The following is a 16288-nucleotide window of genomic DNA, read 5'->3' on the forward strand; positions in this document are numbered from 1 at the left end:
CTAGAGGCTATCACCTTGGTGATAGCCTTCTCTTTATCTTTAATCTTGACCATATGGTCAGTTTGTAATCTAAGGCTGTTTTCTGCTAAGAATAGGCAGTTTCGAAATAAGAATAACTAGAGGTTACCATGACGGTTGTACTAGAGGCGGTTGATTATCAGGATCCTGATGCTGCGGAAAAATTTGTGAAATCCTTGCGTGAGACAGGATTTGGTGTGTTGAAGAACCATCCAATCAGTCAAGATGAAGTTCATAGCATTTATGATAACTGGTATGACTATTTTCAAAATGGGAATAAATATGATTTCCTTCGCAACCCTGAAACTCAGGACGGGTATTTCCCGCCAGAAGAGTCAGAATCCGCCAAAGGGATGGAAGTTAAGGATATCAAGGAATATTATCATTTCTATCCACATGGCCGTTGCCCGGAACAACTAAGAGAACAACTAGATACTTATTATAAAAACACATCTGCTTTTGCAGGTGAATTATTGTCATGGGTTGAAAAATATTCCCCGGCTGAAGTTTCTGCAAAATATAGCCAATCCTTGTCCAGTATGATTGATGGATCCACGCAATCCTTATTGCGTGTGTTGCATTACCCCCCATTCACAGGGGATGAAGAACCGGGGGCCATTCGTGCCGGTGCACATGAAGATATCAACTTGCTGACAGTGTTGCCTGCGGCTAACGAGCCAGGATTACAGGTAAAAGCGAAAGATGGTAGCTGGATTGATGTGCCATGTGACTTTGGTAATCTTATCGTCAATATTGGTGATATGTTGCAAGAAGCATCCGGTGGTTATTTCCATCAACGACACATCGTGTGATTAACCCTGAAGGGATGGACAAAACCAAGTCCCGTATCTCATTACCGCTATTTTTACATCCTTATCCAGAAGTTAAACTATCTGAACGCCATACGGCAGATAGTTATTTGATGGAACGTTTACGCGAATTAGGTGTGATCTAGATATAATGTAGTATCGCGAAAGTTTATGTGGGAAGGGGCTTGTATCTTCCTGCATAAAAAGAGTATAGAATGGCCAGAATTTAGGGCGTGCTACGCTCATCTTATGAGGTTAAGGAAGAGATTATGATTACTCCGGAAGAAATTGCACGCGTTGTTGCTTATTTGCGTGGTCAGTTCAAAAACGATCGCATCAATATTAAACCACCTGCAAAGCCAAATGCACCTGTTGAAGTGTATATCGGTGATGAATTCATTGGTGTATTGCACCGTGATGATGATGAAGGTGAAGTATCATACGATTTGAATATCAGCATTTTGGAAGAAGATTTACCAGGTATGGTATAAGCTTTTAGCTGAAGACAAATTTAAAAAGGCCTGCGATGTTTCGCAGGCCTTTTTCTTTAGGTTTGAGACGCTTTCTTTCTTGTGGCCAATGTGACGCCGATAGCTGTGATTGCCATGCCGCCCCAAGCGACAATTGGCATTTCCTCACCAAGCAGGAACCAGCCGAATAAGGCCGCCAAAGGTGGCACTAGGAATAATAAAGAAGACACACGGGCGACTTCGCCAGCACGGATCATGGCAAGTAACAAACTGATGGCCAGAATTGAATTTCCAATTACCAAATATCCAAGAGCCGCCATAAAGGTAGGGTTCCAGTCAACTTCCATTGTTTCGCTAAAATAAGCGAGAGGCAGAACGATTGCGAGGCCTGCGGCATATTGCACTAGATTAGAAACGATTGGATGATAGCTGATCCCAAATCGTTTTTCATAAATCACACCACCTGTCATGCCTGCTAAGCCAATTACGCTAAAGATAATGCCAAAAAGGGTCGGTGGTTCAATATCGGATCGGGCAACAATCACAACCAAAACGCCACCTAGGCCTAGTAAAAGGCCCATCCATCTTTTCCAGCTGACATGTTCGCTGGCAAGGTAAGGGGCGAGAATGGCAACCAAGATAGGTTGCAAAGCCATAAAAATAGCTAGAACGCCTGCAGATACACCGGTTTTGAAAGCCCACCAGCAGCCACCAAAATATACAGCCTGCATCAAGGTACCAACCACCATGAGGTGCATCCAGTTAATAAGGCGCTTCGGGAATTTGGGCCGAAAGATCAAGGCTAAGGGGAGTAATAACAATATGACGGCCCCAAAACGCAAGCTTAGAAGGGTCATCGGTTCCGCAAATTGAAGTCCTAATTTGGCAACGCTATAGCCACCTGCCCAAAGTAAGGTGAAGATGACAGGGGCTAAAACCAGCCATAAAGGTTTATTACTTGTATCCATATCTTTTGATCCTGAAAAATCTATCTAATCCCATAGCTGGTTTTGTGAAAAAGAGGAATGAAATTCTATTCACAACTGAATTGAATTTTCCCGTCTAATCAATCCAATAAGTTGATATGTCTCAAGGACAAAATTATCAAAATGTAATATTCATTCCCTTAGATTTGAAATACTTGATGGCTGATGCAAGTGGCGACGGAGAAAACAAATGACAGAGTTAAAGAATGAAAAGATCGAAGAGGCTGTTGTGAAGAAAGGTCACGCTTTGCTCACATCAGACAAGCAAGATAAAAAAAGTAAGAAAGCGCCTTTGCCAGCCAACTATCCTTATGACCGTCGCATGGGGCGAACTGAATATGAAGATCAAAAGGAAGAGTTACAAATTGAGCTTCTAAAAGTTCAAAACTGGGTCAAAGAAACTGGACAGCGTATCTTATGTATATTTGAAGGGCGTGATGCTGCTGGCAAGGGGGGGACCATTAAACGTTTTACGGAGCATCTTAATCCGCGTGGCGCCCGTGTTGTTGCCCTTGAAAAACCAACAGATGAGGAAAAGGGGCAATGGTATTTTCAGCGCTACGTTAATCAATTGCCAACGAAAGGAGAGATCGTTTTCTTTGACCGTAGTTGGTATAACCGGGCCGGGGTAGAACGGGTAATGAAATTTTGTTCCCAAGCCGAATATATGGAATTTATGCGTCAGGTTCCAGAATTTGAACGGATGTTGGTACGTAGTGGGATTAAGCTGTTTAAGTTCTGGTTCTCTGTAAGTCGTGAGGAACAATTACGTCGCTTTCAATCTAGAAAAAACGACCCATTGAAACAGTGGAAGTTAAGTCCTGTAGATGTGCAGTCCCTTGATCTTTGGGAGGAATATTCAGATGCCAAAGAAACGATGTTCTTTAACACCCATACCGCCGATGCGGGATGGACTGTTATTCGGTCTGACGACAAAAAGCGAGCACGTATAAACTGTATGCGTCACTTCTTACATTCGCTAGAATATCCCGCAAAGAATGAGGAAATTATAATTCAGCCTGATACGCAAATCGTAGGTCCTGCTGACAGTATTTATGAAAAACTGGATGATTATGATCCTGATAAACAGATTAGAATTAGAACGTAATAAAGATTTTGGCAGATGTTAGATATTTAGATTTAGGATAACTCTTGCTTCAGAAAATCTATCATCACTCTTGTTTTAGCAGGTAGGAAACTGCGGCTAGGATAAATAATCCAGGCTCCGGTTTCAAAATCTGTTGCTGTAACCTGATGGTTTGGAAGGACGTCTTGGCAGTCACCGAATTCAATGTCTCGTTCAATTAACCAATCAGGTAACATTGCAATACCTAAACCGTCCATCATCGCTTGTTTTATCGCAATTGCGTTTGAGAGAATAAGATCACCGTTGATCTGAATTTCTTCGATACCACTGGTTTTATCTTTCACCAGCCACCTTGATTGATAATCGGGCAAGTTAAATAAGATTGCATTCATTTCAGATAAAATTTTTGGAGAGGTAATCTCCCTCTGATCCGTGAGATATGCCGATGTAGCGACAATGAAATATTTTGTATCATGTAACTTGCTGCAAATCAGGTCTTGTTGAATACGTGGGGCAAGGCGAATGGCGACATCTATACGGTCTGAAACCAGATCAAGATTGTCATCTGAAAAGACAATCTCCAGATCGATCTTTGGATAGAGCGTTTTAAATTTTCCAAGTAAAGGCAAGATCATGTGATGACCATACGCAATAGACGCAGTTAAGCGCAATTTACCCACGGGCTTTTGGCTTAACGTTTTCGCATCATCTTCTGCTTGATCTAAATCTTCTAAAATGGATTGGAGGCGATTTAGATAAACCTCACCTGCTTCGGTCAAATGTAGATTTCTGGTGGTTCGCTGAAATAAACGAATGCCAAGTTCTTCTTCTAATCCAGAAACAATACGGGAAATTTGTGACGGATCTAATGATAAGTCACGGGCAGTTGCAGCGAAACTGCCCGATTGATGAATGGAAAGTAATAATTTTAAGTTTTCTATCTTCATTAATGTTAAATATACATGAATATAATGAAAATTAAACTATTTAATGATGAATTCTTCTTGGGTATAGTTCACATAGATTTTAAAAATACTCCAACTGAGAGATCAATAAATGTTTGATTTAAAAGATAAAGTAATTCTGGTGACTGGCGCGAGCCGAGGTATTGGCGCATCTGCTGCAAAAATACTTGCAAAATGTGGAGCTTCCGTTGTTTTGACGGCACGTAGCGAAGATGCATTGACCGAATTATGTGATGAAATTAAGACTGATGGCGGTAAAGCTGCTGCGATCACCTGTGATGTGGCGACTTATCAGGATGTTGAAAAAGCGATTAACTTTACAATTGAAACATTTGGTAAGCTTGATGTGTTGGTGAATAATGCAGGTGTTATTGATCCTATTACTAGGTTGGTAGATTCTGATCCTGATGCCTGGGACCAAGTTGTCGATATCAACTTTAAGGGGGTTTATCATGGTATTCGTGCCGCATTGCCTTCTATGCTGTCACAAGGGAGTGGCACAATTATCAATATCAGTTCCGGGGCAGCGACCTATGTTTTGGAAGGGTGGAGCCATTATTGTTCAACAAAAGCGGCTGTTTTATCTTTGACCCAAGCCGTGCATCTAGAACATCAGGAAGATGGTATTCGATCTATTGGTTTGAGCCCGGGAACTGTTGCGACACATATGCAAGTTGCAATTAAGGATTCTGGTATCAACAAAGTAAGCCAGCTTGACCCATCAGTACATATTTCGCCAGATTGGGTTGGACAGGCTATTGCTTATCTTTGTACGCCCGATGCAGATAAATATTGTGGAACAGATTTCTCATTAAAGACGGATGAAGGGCGTTTGGCGGTCGGTTTGCCGACTGTAAGTTAAGTCTGTTGGATTAGATGTAAGGGGAATAAGATGAAAAATGTTGCAATTACAGGTGTCTCACGCGGATTGGGATATGCATTTTTAAAAGAATGTGTCTCTCGTGACATTACAGTATTTGGAACCTGTCGTTCAGAAAAGCAACTGAAAGAGCTTCAGGACGAATTTGGAACCCAACATAAATTTTTCCTCTTAGATACGACGAATGTGGAACAGATGAATGAATTTGCGACACAAATCTATGAGCATGGACAACTGGATGCTTTTATTGCCAATGCCGGGATTATTAATGATCGACAACCTGTCTGGGAAATTCCTGCACAAGTTTGGAAAACAAATATAGATGTTAATTTGATGGGGATGGTTCATTCAATCAATACCTTTATTCCCAAAATGATTGATGCAGAACATGGTTGTTTTATTGGTATGAGTTCTGGTTGGGGGCGGGAAGCAAGTGACGGCCTTGCCCCATATTGTGCCAGCAAGTTCGCTGTTGAAGGATTGATTGGAAGTTTGGTTTTAGATTTGGTCCAAGCTTACTCATCAGTGCAGGCTATCGCCCTAGATCCGGGTGGGGGTATTAATACAGATATGTTAGCTGCTTGTTTACCCGATAGTCATACAGAGTATAGAACACCAGAGATATGGGCGAAGGTGGCCGTGGACTACATCATTAATGATCTGATTAAGAATAATCGATCCGGCTCATTTACGATTCCAGATTGATATTCAATATTGTCGCCAGTTCTTCCACATTATCAGATGAGAAGACTTTTATCCCTGCTTGGATAAGCAGAGCGCTGGCGACACCCATACCTCTATGTGTGGTTCCTGAAAAGTTGCCGTCATAGATAAATGTAGAACCGCAAGACGGGCTTTTTTCCGTCAATAAGGCATATTTGCAATTATGTTCCTGGGCGATTTTTAAAGCGATCTTTGCCCCCGATATAAATAGGTCGGTCACATCATTCTTCGTGTCATCCAGAATGCGCCCATTCCCTAATAATATATCTTCACCAGATTTTGTATCTTGAATCTCTGCGGGCGGGCGCGGTGTTTCAAATCCTGCCATTACCTCTGGACAGATCGGGACCAATCTATCTTCATTTTTCAAAAAATGGATCAGTTCATGGCAGAAGAGTTTACCATTCCCATCATACCGAACTGGTTGCCCTAAAAGGCAGGCACTGATTAATATCTTATCCTGATTTTGCATTTTATAATTCTCATGTGATGCTAAGGTAACTTAATGGCCTTGATTGAAAAATAAAAGTGGCTCTTGGGAAAAAAGGTCAATGAAATTACTGGATACCTATCTTAACGAAGTAAGGAAATCCGATGAGTAAAAAGATCAACATCCGTCCATGCGAAACAAAGGATAAATCAAGCTGGCGAGCGCTTTATGATGGATATGCCACATTTTATAATGCTGAAATGACGGATGAGATGGCTGATCGTGTATGGAATTGGATCCAGGATACCGAACATGATCTTAAATGTATCTTGGCCGTTTGTGATAATGAGATTGTCGGACTGGCACATTATCGCCCTATGCTTCGCCCTTTGAGAAGCTGTTACATTGGATATCTGGATGATATTTTTGTATCACCTAAAGCCCGTGGGTTGAAAGTCGCTGATGCATTGATGGCGGAACTAAAAGTGATTTGTAAAGAAAATGGCTGGTCTGTTATGCGCTGGTTGACCGCTGATGATAATTACCGCGCCCGCGGGTTATATGACCGCCACGCGGTGAAATCTCATTCTAATTTGTATGAGTTAACGTTGGAAAATTAACTAACTAGACCTGCGTTCCATTTTCTTTTTTCTGAAGTTCTTCTCCCCATTTGATCGCCCAATGACCAAGTGGGGAGAGGAGAGAGAAAAGTTCCTTCCCCGTGTCTGTCAAAAAATAGCCAGATTTTTCATGGTCTAGGATATTGCTTGCACGTAACTCCTTAATACGCCGATTTAAAACGCTGGGGGAGATATCGCCGCATTTGTCTTGTAGGGCACGAAATGTAAGCGGGCCATCTGATAAAGACCATATGATTCCTAGCGCCCAGCTACGTCCTAACAAATCGAATAGAACCATAATAGGTTTGCCGGAACTTGAGCCGCGAACGGCTTGTCCAATTTGGGGAATATCTACATCCATAAATTTTTTCTTTCCAAATGTGCTACTAATATGATAGCAAATTATCTGCTATTAAAAAGATAGCAATTTGTGGAGATGGTGTCATGATTATTCTTTCGGTATTTGCTTCTCTTGGTGCATCCCTTGGCTGGGCGAGCGGTAGTATGTTGGCGGAAAGGCCTGCTAGCCTTGTGGGGGCTTTTGAATTTACGCGCATTCAATTGCTCACTTCCGGGGCGATACTCGCTTTGATTTGCAGTATGTTTGGTTTGTGGACTGGTTTGCAGGTTGATCACTGGCCCGCATTTACAATCAGTATTGTCCTAAGTGTGATTGTAGGTAATTTGGCGATGATCGAATGTATCCGAACAGGTGGGCCACGTATCACCGAATTGCTTGTTTCATTAAAGGCGCCAATAGTGGCCGTGATCGCTTATCTTTGGTTAGGCGAAAGCCTTACTTTTTTAAGTGTTATAGGGATCCTGATTGCTCTATCTGGAATTTTTCTAGCTATCCTTTACGGAGAAGGAAAAGGAAAGCCAATTCTTGAGAAAGATGTAAATTTGCTATGGGTGCTGGGGTTAGGTATTGCTGCGGCTTTTTTTCAAGGTGTAGGTTTCTTGGTTTTAAAACCTGTCTTAACGTCAGGTGCTGATCCTTTTGCTGTATCAGCAGTACGTATCTGTGGGGCTGCCTTTTTGATTTCGCTTGTTGGCTTATGGCCCTATCAAGGCTTTCAATCCAAAACAGATATAACACCTTACTTGTTGATGCGGACAATTTTGCCCGGGTTTATTGGCTATGGCATCTCAACATCTTTATTACTTTATGCGCTCGCACATGCAGATGCGGCTGTGGCCACAATTTTAGCCTCTTTATCTCCTATCCTAATCTTACCTTTGCTATGGATAAGTAAAGGAAAAATACCTTCCGTTAATGCCGTGTTGGGGGCGATCCTAGCTATTGTTGGTGTATCGATGATTTTGCTGGTTTGAGGAATAACCTCAAGATCAACGGTATGTTTACCAGCCAATTTCTTAAATGCATGATAATTACAAGGTTATAGTTACTTTGAAATTTTTCTCTTGAGTATATTACTTTATCAAGATAACTTTATTTATTAAATGATCGTTTAATAGTTGTGTTCGAGAAAAGTTATGATTAAAACATTTGATAAAGGTTCCGATATTGATGAGATGATCAACGCATTGGAACAGGACGGGGCTGTAATAATTGCTAATCTTGTTGACCATTATGTAGTTGATCGGGTGAAGTCTGAACTGCGTCCACATTTTGAGGAGCAGGGGCACAAATTCGAAAATGATTTTAACGGATATAAAACTTTGCGTCTGGGGGGAATACTTGGGTTATCGCGCGCATCTGCCAATCTTATCGCGCATAAGTATGTTTTGAAAATTGCGGATGCTATTCTAAAGCCAAATTGTGCGAGTTATAGATTAGGTAGTAGCTCGGCAATTGAAATCCTTCCTGGTGAGAAAGCACAAGTTTTGCATCGTGATGAGGGTTTTTATCCTGTTGATGTTTTAAATATGGAACTTCAAATCGGCGCTATGTGGGCATTAGATGAGTTTACCAAAGAAAATGGCGCAACGCAGATTATTTCAAAAGATCAAAACTATACGGAAGACATGGACCTTTCAGATGCTAATATTGAGCAAGCAGTTATGCCAAAAGGATCTGTAGTTGTTTATTTGGGGTCAACTATTCATGGTGGCGGCGCAAATAAATCGACATCATCTCGTTCCGGCTTGATTAACACATATAGTTTGGGATGGTTGCGTCAGGAGGAAAATCAATATTTGGCAATACCTCGCGAAATAGCTGATAGCTATCCAGAGCATATTCGTCGTCTGATAGGGTATCAGGTTCATGGAGATCATTTAGGCGTCTATCCAGGAGACCCTGATGGTAAATGGTTTGATTCCTGATTAACTGTTGGTTTGATCTGTAATGATGAGGATAAAATATTAAGAACTAATCATAGCTCAGATCATTTAAAAGGCGTTTTTGCAATTGAACTGGATCAGTTTTTAGATCATGGATAAACTGATCAGGGACTTCTGTTTTCTCATCATATTTTTGCGACCATTCGATGATCTTTAACATGATCGGAAGTAACTCTAGGCCTTTGTTAGTAAGGCGATAATATTTTTTCGATCTTTTAATCGGGTCTGTATTTTTTGATATAATGCCATTCTGTTCGAGTTTAGCTAATCGGTCTGCGAGAATATTCGTGGAAATACCTTCACCGGCATCTAGAAAATCTCCATAATAATTTCTGCCTTTGAACATTAGATCTCTTAGAATCATCATGTTCCATTTATCACCAAATACTGAGGATGCATAACGAATTGGGCATCCACGCCATTCATTTAAATTCGAATTTGTCATTCGAAAATTATAAACCCATAACCATTCACTTGCAATTCACAAGTGAATGGTTATTATATTACTTGCAAAAAACAAGTAATATAATTTGAGGGAAAGAATGCTAAAACATATATTAACGATTTTATCATTTATGGTGATTACATTTATTGTTCAGGGAGGTTCACATTTTGTGGTGAATAAAGAGCATTTCGACGCAATTACATTTACGAGAGCTGAACCGATTATGGAGTTAGGCTTTCTAGTGATGTTTATCGAGGGCGCAATACTGTCAGTTGCTTTTCATACTTGGACAAATGGAAAGGCAACTATAAAACGGAGCTTGTTGACTTCTTATGCTTTCGGTACCTTCCTGATTTCTTATATCGCCTTTACAGAGCCTGCAAAATATACTGTTGATCAAATATCAAATTGGATGATTGTTGAAGGGATCGTTGGTATTATTCAGTTTGGTCTTTTCGGTTTTGTGATGGCTGGGATACATATAAAATTCATGCAAAAAGATACTAGTCAATAAAGGCGAATTAATGGGAAAGCTGACAACAAGATTATTTATACTCTGTGGTAAGATTGCAGCAGGAAAAACAACGCTTTCCCACAAACTTGCAAAAGATCAGAGCGCTATTTTAATCTCGCAAGACCAATGGATGTCGACGCTTTATCCTGATGAGGTTCAGGACTTAAAGGACTATGTGAAATACTCTAATCGGCTTGATGCGGTCATTGGTCCACATGTGAAATCACTTTTAACTCAGAGTATTTCCGTTGTGATGGATTTTCCTGCGAATACACTTGAACAACGTGCATGGTTAAAGGGGTTGGCTGATGAGGCGGGCGTGGTTCATCAGTTATATTTTCTAGATGTATCAGATGATGTTTGCAAAGAGCGATTACGTGAAAGAAATGCATCAGGGGAACATCCATATGATGTAAGTGAGGCGATCTTTGATCAATTCAATAAGTATTTTGTAGCGCCAACTGCCGATGAAAATCTAAACGTTATAGTTTTGTAATTTCCTTATGTTTCGAAAGTAATTTTCTCACAATGTTTCCAGACAGTTTCGACGGATTGGGAACGTGATGTCGTTCGATTGCGCGCAAATACAAGATGACGTGTTTTTTCGGGATGAAGAGGTATCGCAGTAACGCCGTCTAATTTTGGCGGTAAAGCTAATTCGGCGACAATAGAGATACCGCTTTTTGCTTTGACCAAGGCAAGAATGGATGTGATTTGAAGGATGGAATGAGTAATCAACGGTGTGATCTGGGCCTGTTGAAACCATTCCAAAACAAAGGGAGAGCTTCCCCCAGTTGTCATGATAAAGGGGTTCCCGTCGATGTCAGTCGCGCATAGAGAAGCTTTTTCTGAAAGCCTATGATTTGTAGGTATGAGAGCCACAAGCCTGTCACTGGTAATCGGTAAGGTTTCGATTTCTTCGTCAACAGGTTCTGTCATGATAGCGATATCTATGCGCCCTTGTTGTAAGTCGCTCATGGTTTCTTTATCTGGTGCTTCGTTGATTTGTAGCTCTATATCAGGATAAAGATTTGAAAGTTTCTTGATTAGGTTGGGCAAGATATGGGTGGAGGCTGATGCCCCAATTGATCCTATTTTCACAATTCCTTTCTGATTCAACCTGGATTGTTCGATGTTTTTGAAAGTGTTTTCACGTAATTGATCAGAGAAGATCGCATATTGTGCAATCTCACGCCCTTCATCGGTTAATTGTAATGGGCGACTTCCACGACGGATTAAAGCAACTTTTAACTGTGTTTCCAGTAAAGTAACGCCTTTACTGATCGCAGGCTGACTGACGCCAAGAAGTTTGGCGGCTTTGGATAGATTTCCTTCATGTTCAATAATATGTAGCGCCCGGGCAATGGTGATTGGGATATCGTCTATCGCTTGAGGTGAAGAAGGCATGTTTCAATTCCATAACTTAAAGTTATTAATTTATCCAAATAAGTTCATTTATGTAATTGCATGAATTTGATAACTTGTGAAGGAATAGATGGTATGACTATTGAGGTTTGGATTTCCTTTGTAGCGGCATCGATGGTGCTGACGATGACACCGGGACCAAGTATTTTTCTTGGCGTTGTACATTCCATTAATTTTGGTCCGACTAAAACGATCTATACAGCTTTGGGTGATATTTCAGCTAACTTTATTCAGATGATTTTGGTTGCAGTTGGTTTAGGAGTTGTAATTGCGAACTCTGAAATAGCATTCGAATTTATTAAATGGGCGGGAATTGTGATGCTGTGTTATTTGGGCGTGAAGATGTTATTTTTTTCCAAGCCAGTAACCCCCAATTACAGCGAAAGCCTTTCGAATGTCTCAGCATGGCGACTTTATATGAGTGGTTTTGGCGTAGCGATCAGTAACCCAAAAGCCATTGTGTTTTTTACAGCTTTCTTTCCTCAATTTATTGATCCAACCGCACCCTTATTTCAGCAAATGGCTTGGTTGACGGTCACGATGGCTGTTTTGGATTTCTCTTGGGTGATGATCTATGCCTTGCTTGCACGCAAGTTTTTAGGATTTTTGCAGAGCCACCCCCTGATCTTTAATCGTAGTGCGGGAATAGTGCTGATAATGGCTGCCGTTTTTCTTTGGTTTACCTCTCAATAAAATGAATAGGTTAACTACAGCTTCAGGACATTGAAAGAAACTGCATATGGAAAGGGCTTGTAAAAACGTGGCAAAACCATTATCTCCTCGCCTGCATTTAAATGCATAGTTATTTATTAACTCCGGTCGCAGCCTACCCGGATAAAACAAGGACTAAAAATGAAAACTATTGTTGTTTGCTCTGGCGGATTGGATTCAGTCTCGTTAGCGCATAAAGTTGCTCGTGAGCACGAGCTGGTGGGCATTGTGTCGTTTAATTACGGACAACGTCACCAAAAAGAAATCGACTTTGCCAAATCCTGTGCGGAACGTCTTGATGTTCCTTTTGATGAAGTTGATATCCGTTCCATTGGCAAGCATCTTGGCGGATCTGCATTAACGGATCAAATTGATGTGCCTGATGGTCACTATGCCGAAGATACAATGAAGATCACAGTGGTACCTAATCGTAATGCGATTATGTTAGCTATTGTCTTTGGGATTGCTGCTGCCAAAAAGGCAGATGCCGTCGCAACAGCCGTGCATGGCGGGGATCATTTTATCTATCCGGATTGTCGTCCTGACTTTGTGGATGCTTTTCAAAAGATGCAGGATAAAGCCCTTGATGGGTATGCGGATGTGAAGCTTTACACACCCTTTGTGCATGTGCCGAAATCTGACATTGTAAAGGCAGGCGCAGCCGCCGATACGCCATTTGCGGAAACATGGTCCTGTTATAAAGGAGGCGATATTCATTGTGGGCGTTGTGGAACTTGTGTTGAAAGACGCGAAGCATTCCATGAAGCTGGCATTGAAGATCCAACCATTTATGCCGATCCAGATTATTGGAAAGACGCTGTCGAAGAGGCAGCGCGAAACGGGACCACTGGATAGTCGTTATGTTTTGCATTTCAAAAGAATTTCATTTTTCTGCCTCCCATCAACTTTTTGGTCTGGCGGAAGATCATCCCTGTGCGCGTTTACATGGACATAACTATATTGTGAAAGTCGAACTTCAGGCTGAAGACTTGAACGAAGTAGGGTTTGTCCGCGATTATCGTGAATTGGGACCATTGAAAAACTATATTGATGACAATCTTGATCATCGGCATTTAAATGATGTGTTAGGGGATGACCTGACCACAGCGGAATCCTTGGCACGTCATCTCTATAATTGGTGCAAGTCGCGCTGGCCGGAAGTCAGTGCCGTCGCTGTTAGTGAAACCCCGAAAACATGGGCGGAATATCGACCATGATCCGGGTGAGTGAGATATTTGGGCCGACTGTTCAGGGTGAAGGTGCCTTAATTGGTCAGCCTACCGTTTTTGTGCGTACTGGTGGATGTGATTATCGCTGTAGCTGGTGTGACACATTACATGCCGTGGAAAGTAAATATCGCGAAGATTGGCTGCCCATGTCCAGCGAAGATATCTTTGAGGAAGTTAAAAAGCTTTCCAACGATAAACCGCTGGTGGTGACATTGTCAGGTGGGAATCCAGCCACCCAACCGTTAGGGGAGTTGATCGACCGTGGACAACAAGAAGGCTATCGGTTTGCTATGGAAACCCAAGGCTCAGTTGTGCATGACTGGTTTTCCAAGCTGGATGTTTTGACCCTAAGTCCAAAGCCACCTTCAAGCGGGATGGAGACCGATTGGGATAAATTGGATCAAGCCGTTTCTGTGACAGGGACGCAGACGCAAATTGCGCTGAAAATTGTGATCTTTGATGATCAGGATTATGAATATGCCCGCCACGTGTCTGCACGATATCCTGATATTCCAACCTATATTCAACCGGGAAACCATACCCCACCAGATGGGGATGAAGAAGATGGCGAAATCGACATCGACGGGATTATCGACCGATATGATTATCTGGTAAACAAAATCGCCGAAGACCAATGGTTCAACGTAACTTTGCTGCCACAACTCCATGTATTGGTGTGGGGCAATAAACGCGGTGTATAGAAAGAGTAAGAGATTAAGAAAATGAACAAAGAAGATATTTATTCAAATTTACAACAATTAGGTCAACAAACAGACTTACCACAAGATCCTGAAGAAGCTGTGTTGGAAAAGGTGCCTAATCCACAAGAAGGCACAGATTATGTGGTACGTTTTGTTGCGCCTGAATTCACATCACTCTGTCCAATGACAGGCCAGCCGGATTTTGCTCATTTGGTGATTGACTATATTCCAGGGGATAGCTTGGTTGAAAGTAAATCCCTAAAACTATTCCTTGGATCCTTCCGTAATCACGGGGCGTTTCATGAAGATTGTACCGTTTCCATCGCCAAGCGCTTGGTGGATTTGCTTAATCCAAAATGGTTGCGTATCGGTGGTTATTGGTATCCACGTGGCGGTATTCCAATTGACGTATTTTATCAAACCGGTGAAGCACCAAAAGGTGTCTGGATTCCGGAACAAGGTGTACAGAATTATCGCGGACGTGGTTAACCCTGTTTCTGTGATCACTGATTAATAATCATGCTTTGAAACGCGGCCGCGGTTTTTCTTAATCGCGCCGCGTTGTTTTTTCTGATCCGTGCGTTTTGCTTTTGCGGATTTGCTTGGTGCGGTAAATAAATATACATGATCTAAAATTCATATTTAATTCGGCGAATCATGCAAAGTTAAATGAGATTTATAATTCACGTTTAACTTGAGAAATATATGAATACTACGAGCAAGGGAAATACCTTAGAGACTTCTTTTTACAATTATTTGCTTCAACAAAAAGAAGATAACCTTCTAGTCAATGGCATATATCCAGCGCAATTATGCGCGATTTATCGAAAAAAGAAATATTTCTGTAGTGAAAGGCTAAATGATATCGAATTCGATATAGTCATTGAACTTTCGAGAGAGGGAGCAACCTCACCGCATTTAATTATTATATTTGAATGTAAGAACTATATTAATAGTGTGCCAGAATCTGATCTCACTGATTTCTCAGACAAACTTTCGCGAATAGCAAAACATGGTGCTAAAGGAGTCTTGGTTACTAATTCAAAACTACAATCCGGAGCAAAAAATTTAGCGGAAAAAAGAAAAATTGGGATTATTAAGTTCGATGAGCAAGGAGCTAAAATTGTTGCTGAGCGACAAAACAAAATAGCTAACAACTCAAACTACATGTACGATTTACTTTTTAATAAGAGTACAAGTGATAAATCATTAAAATTTTCTGCTTTCTCCGAAGGAAGTTATTTTTCTTCAACACATACATTTATTGCAGCATTAAGTGGGCAATATGTATGCGATGAAAAAGAAGACAATAGTTCAGTACCATTCATACCAGATGACAAACTTCAAGATGAAGCTAATACTCTTCTAACAGACTCCAAATACATATCAGGGGCAGTAGATTTAAGAAAAATATGCTCAATCCTTTCAATTGAATTAGAGTACAGTGACAAAGCTCTTACTCAAGATAATGGACTTGAGGTACTAGGATTAGCAGATTTTGAAAACAGAAAAATTAAGATATTCTCTCATAACAATATACATCGTGAAAGATTTACAATTGCCCATGAGATTGGCCATTTTTATCTAAAACATAATAAATTCTTAAGTAGCGAGTCTGTTATTGCCTCTGATCTATTAATTGATAGTTCTATATCTCATGAATACGAACTAAATAGATTAGAGATACAAGCCAATAGATTCGCGGCATGTTTATTACTACCGCTACATCCTTTCTTATTGGAAATCGCTCAATTGCGAGAGGATTATGATATCAGAGATACAGGCAATGGATATATTTACGTTGATAATCAAGCATGTAACTTAAAAGATTATCATAATATTTTGTTTAGAGCCTCCCGGACATTTAACGTTTCACAACAAGTCATTGAAGTAAAGCTGAAAAAGTTCAAAATGCTAAATGATCAAAGAGTAAGTTCTAACTCTCTGTGGTGAATAATTTACTGATCA

23 protein-coding genes are annotated in these 16288 nt (G+C 40.9%); 17 read left to right on the forward strand and 6 right to left on the reverse strand.

The annotated features are described in order from the left end of the window. Positions 1-128: 128 nt before the first annotated feature. The 3 genes from ACOQOA_RS13285 to ACOQOA_RS13295 all read left to right on the forward strand — a co-directional run bounded on the left by ACOQOA_RS13285 (position 129) and on the right by ACOQOA_RS13295 (position 1318). Positions 129-830, forward strand: a complete 702-nt coding sequence (locus ACOQOA_RS13285; protein ID WP_420549103.1) for a 2OG-Fe(II) oxygenase family protein — start codon at positions 129-131, stop codon at positions 828-830. Between the two features lie 14 nt (positions 831-844). Next, positions 845-973 (forward strand): hypothetical protein, encoded by a 129-nt coding sequence (locus ACOQOA_RS13290; RefSeq protein WP_420549104.1) that lies wholly within the window; start codon positions 845-847, stop codon positions 971-973. A gap of 123 nt (positions 974-1096) precedes the next feature. Further along, complete coding sequence (locus ACOQOA_RS13295) at positions 1097-1318, forward strand: DUF3126 family protein (RefSeq protein ID WP_420549105.1); 222 nt, start codon at positions 1097-1099, stop codon at positions 1316-1318. A gap of 56 nt (positions 1319-1374) precedes the next feature. On the opposite strand, the gene ACOQOA_RS13300 is transcribed toward ACOQOA_RS13295, so the two are convergent. Then, positions 1375-2265: a DMT family transporter gene (locus ACOQOA_RS13300; RefSeq protein ID WP_420549106.1), complete on the reverse strand. Its 891-nt coding sequence runs from the start codon at positions 2263-2265 to the stop codon at positions 1375-1377. A 208-nt stretch (positions 2266-2473) separates the two neighbouring features. On the opposite strand from ACOQOA_RS13300, the gene ppk2 reads away from it, so the two are divergent. Further along, positions 2474-3391 carry a polyphosphate kinase 2 gene (ppk2, locus tag ACOQOA_RS13305; protein ID WP_420549107.1) on the forward strand — a complete coding sequence of 306 codons (918 nt, stop codon included), beginning with the start codon at positions 2474-2476 and terminating at the stop codon, positions 3389-3391. Positions 3392-3423: 32 nt separating this feature from the next. Here ppk2 and ACOQOA_RS13310 read toward each other — a convergent pair whose 3' ends face one another. After that, entirely contained in the window at positions 3424-4317 is an 894-nt protein-coding gene (locus tag ACOQOA_RS13310; RefSeq protein WP_420549108.1) for a LysR family transcriptional regulator, read from the reverse strand. A 109-nt stretch (positions 4318-4426) separates the two neighbouring features. Here ACOQOA_RS13310 and ACOQOA_RS13315 point away from each other — a divergent pair, with 109 nt between their 5' ends. After that, entirely contained in the window at positions 4427-5197 is a 771-nt protein-coding gene (locus ACOQOA_RS13315; protein ID WP_420549109.1) for an SDR family oxidoreductase, read from the forward strand. A gap of 30 nt (positions 5198-5227) precedes the next feature. Next, entirely contained in the window at positions 5228-5920 is a 693-nt protein-coding gene (locus ACOQOA_RS13320; protein ID WP_420549110.1) for an SDR family oxidoreductase, read from the forward strand. Here the strand turns inward: ACOQOA_RS13320 and ACOQOA_RS13325 are convergent. Further along, on the reverse strand, positions 5904-6410 hold the full coding sequence (locus ACOQOA_RS13325; protein ID WP_420549111.1) for a DUF523 domain-containing protein: 507 nt from the start codon (positions 6408-6410) through the stop codon (positions 5904-5906). The genes ACOQOA_RS13320 and ACOQOA_RS13325 overlap by 17 nt on opposite strands. A gap of 122 nt (positions 6411-6532) precedes the next feature. Between ACOQOA_RS13325 and ACOQOA_RS13330 the strand changes: the two genes are divergently transcribed. Further along, positions 6533-6988: a GNAT family N-acetyltransferase gene (locus ACOQOA_RS13330; RefSeq protein WP_420549112.1), complete on the forward strand. Its 456-nt coding sequence runs from the start codon at positions 6533-6535 to the stop codon at positions 6986-6988. A gap of 4 nt (positions 6989-6992) precedes the next feature. Here the strand turns inward: ACOQOA_RS13330 and ACOQOA_RS13335 are convergent, their stop codons facing one another. Next, positions 6993-7349: a winged helix-turn-helix transcriptional regulator gene (locus ACOQOA_RS13335; RefSeq protein ID WP_420549113.1), complete on the reverse strand. Its 357-nt coding sequence runs from the start codon at positions 7347-7349 to the stop codon at positions 6993-6995. 83 nt (positions 7350-7432) lie between these two features. On the opposite strand from ACOQOA_RS13335, the gene ACOQOA_RS13340 reads away from it, so the two are divergent. Together ACOQOA_RS13340 and ACOQOA_RS13345 are read left to right on the forward strand one after the other, a co-directional pair. Then, a complete protein-coding gene (locus tag ACOQOA_RS13340; RefSeq protein WP_420549114.1) occupies positions 7433-8323 on the forward strand; it encodes an EamA family transporter in 891 nt (296 codons plus the stop codon). 162 nt (positions 8324-8485) lie between these two features. Then, positions 8486-9277: a phytanoyl-CoA dioxygenase family protein gene (locus ACOQOA_RS13345; protein ID WP_420549115.1), complete on the forward strand. Its 792-nt coding sequence runs from the start codon at positions 8486-8488 to the stop codon at positions 9275-9277. A gap of 46 nt (positions 9278-9323) precedes the next feature. On the opposite strand, the gene ACOQOA_RS13350 is transcribed toward ACOQOA_RS13345, so the two are convergent. Beyond that, positions 9324-9740, reverse strand: a complete 417-nt coding sequence (locus tag ACOQOA_RS13350; RefSeq protein WP_420549116.1) for a winged helix-turn-helix transcriptional regulator — start codon at positions 9738-9740, stop codon at positions 9324-9326. 97 nt (positions 9741-9837) lie between these two features. On the opposite strand from ACOQOA_RS13350, the gene ACOQOA_RS13355 reads away from it, so the two are divergent. Together ACOQOA_RS13355 and ACOQOA_RS13360 are read left to right on the forward strand one after the other, a co-directional pair. Beyond that, entirely contained in the window at positions 9838-10254 is a 417-nt protein-coding gene (locus tag ACOQOA_RS13355; protein WP_420549117.1) for a hypothetical protein, read from the forward strand. A 10-nt stretch (positions 10255-10264) separates the two neighbouring features. Continuing rightward, positions 10265-10750, forward strand: a complete 486-nt coding sequence (locus tag ACOQOA_RS13360; RefSeq protein ID WP_420549118.1) for an AAA family ATPase — start codon at positions 10265-10267, stop codon at positions 10748-10750. A 5-nt stretch (positions 10751-10755) separates the two neighbouring features. Here the strand turns inward: ACOQOA_RS13360 and ACOQOA_RS13365 are convergent, their stop codons facing one another. After that, positions 10756-11661 carry a LysR family transcriptional regulator gene (locus ACOQOA_RS13365; protein WP_420549119.1) on the reverse strand — a complete coding sequence of 302 codons (906 nt, stop codon included), beginning with the start codon at positions 11659-11661 and terminating at the stop codon, positions 10756-10758. A 93-nt stretch (positions 11662-11754) separates the two neighbouring features. Here ACOQOA_RS13365 and ACOQOA_RS13370 point away from each other — a divergent pair, with 93 nt between their 5' ends. From ACOQOA_RS13370 to ACOQOA_RS13395, 6 genes are all read left to right on the forward strand, one after another. Next, on the forward strand, positions 11755-12372 hold the full coding sequence (locus ACOQOA_RS13370; RefSeq protein WP_420549120.1) for a LysE family translocator: 618 nt from the start codon (positions 11755-11757) through the stop codon (positions 12370-12372). Between the two features lie 159 nt (positions 12373-12531). After that, positions 12532-13245, forward strand: a complete 714-nt coding sequence (gene queC, locus ACOQOA_RS13375; protein ID WP_420549121.1) for a 7-cyano-7-deazaguanine synthase QueC — start codon at positions 12532-12534, stop codon at positions 13243-13245. Between the two features lie 5 nt (positions 13246-13250). Beyond that, entirely contained in the window at positions 13251-13607 is a 357-nt protein-coding gene (locus ACOQOA_RS13380) for a 6-pyruvoyl trahydropterin synthase family protein (RefSeq protein WP_420549122.1), read from the forward strand. Further along, entirely contained in the window at positions 13604-14320 is a 717-nt protein-coding gene (gene queE / locus ACOQOA_RS13385) for a 7-carboxy-7-deazaguanine synthase QueE (RefSeq protein ID WP_420549123.1), read from the forward strand. The genes ACOQOA_RS13380 and queE overlap by 4 nt, the downstream gene beginning before the upstream one ends. 21 nt (positions 14321-14341) lie before the next feature. After that, entirely contained in the window at positions 14342-14809 is a 468-nt protein-coding gene (queF, locus tag ACOQOA_RS13390) for a preQ(1) synthase (protein WP_420549124.1), read from the forward strand. A 216-nt stretch (positions 14810-15025) separates the two neighbouring features. Beyond that, positions 15026-16273, forward strand: coding sequence for an ImmA/IrrE family metallo-endopeptidase (locus tag ACOQOA_RS13395; protein WP_420549125.1), 1248 nt, complete (start codon positions 15026-15028; stop codon positions 16271-16273). Positions 16274-16288: the final 15 nt, after the last annotated feature.

The organism is Curvivirga sp. (assembly GCF_965219885.1).
In the GTDB taxonomy this organism is placed as follows: domain Bacteria; phylum Pseudomonadota; class Alphaproteobacteria; order UBA8366; family Aestuariispiraceae; genus Curvivirga.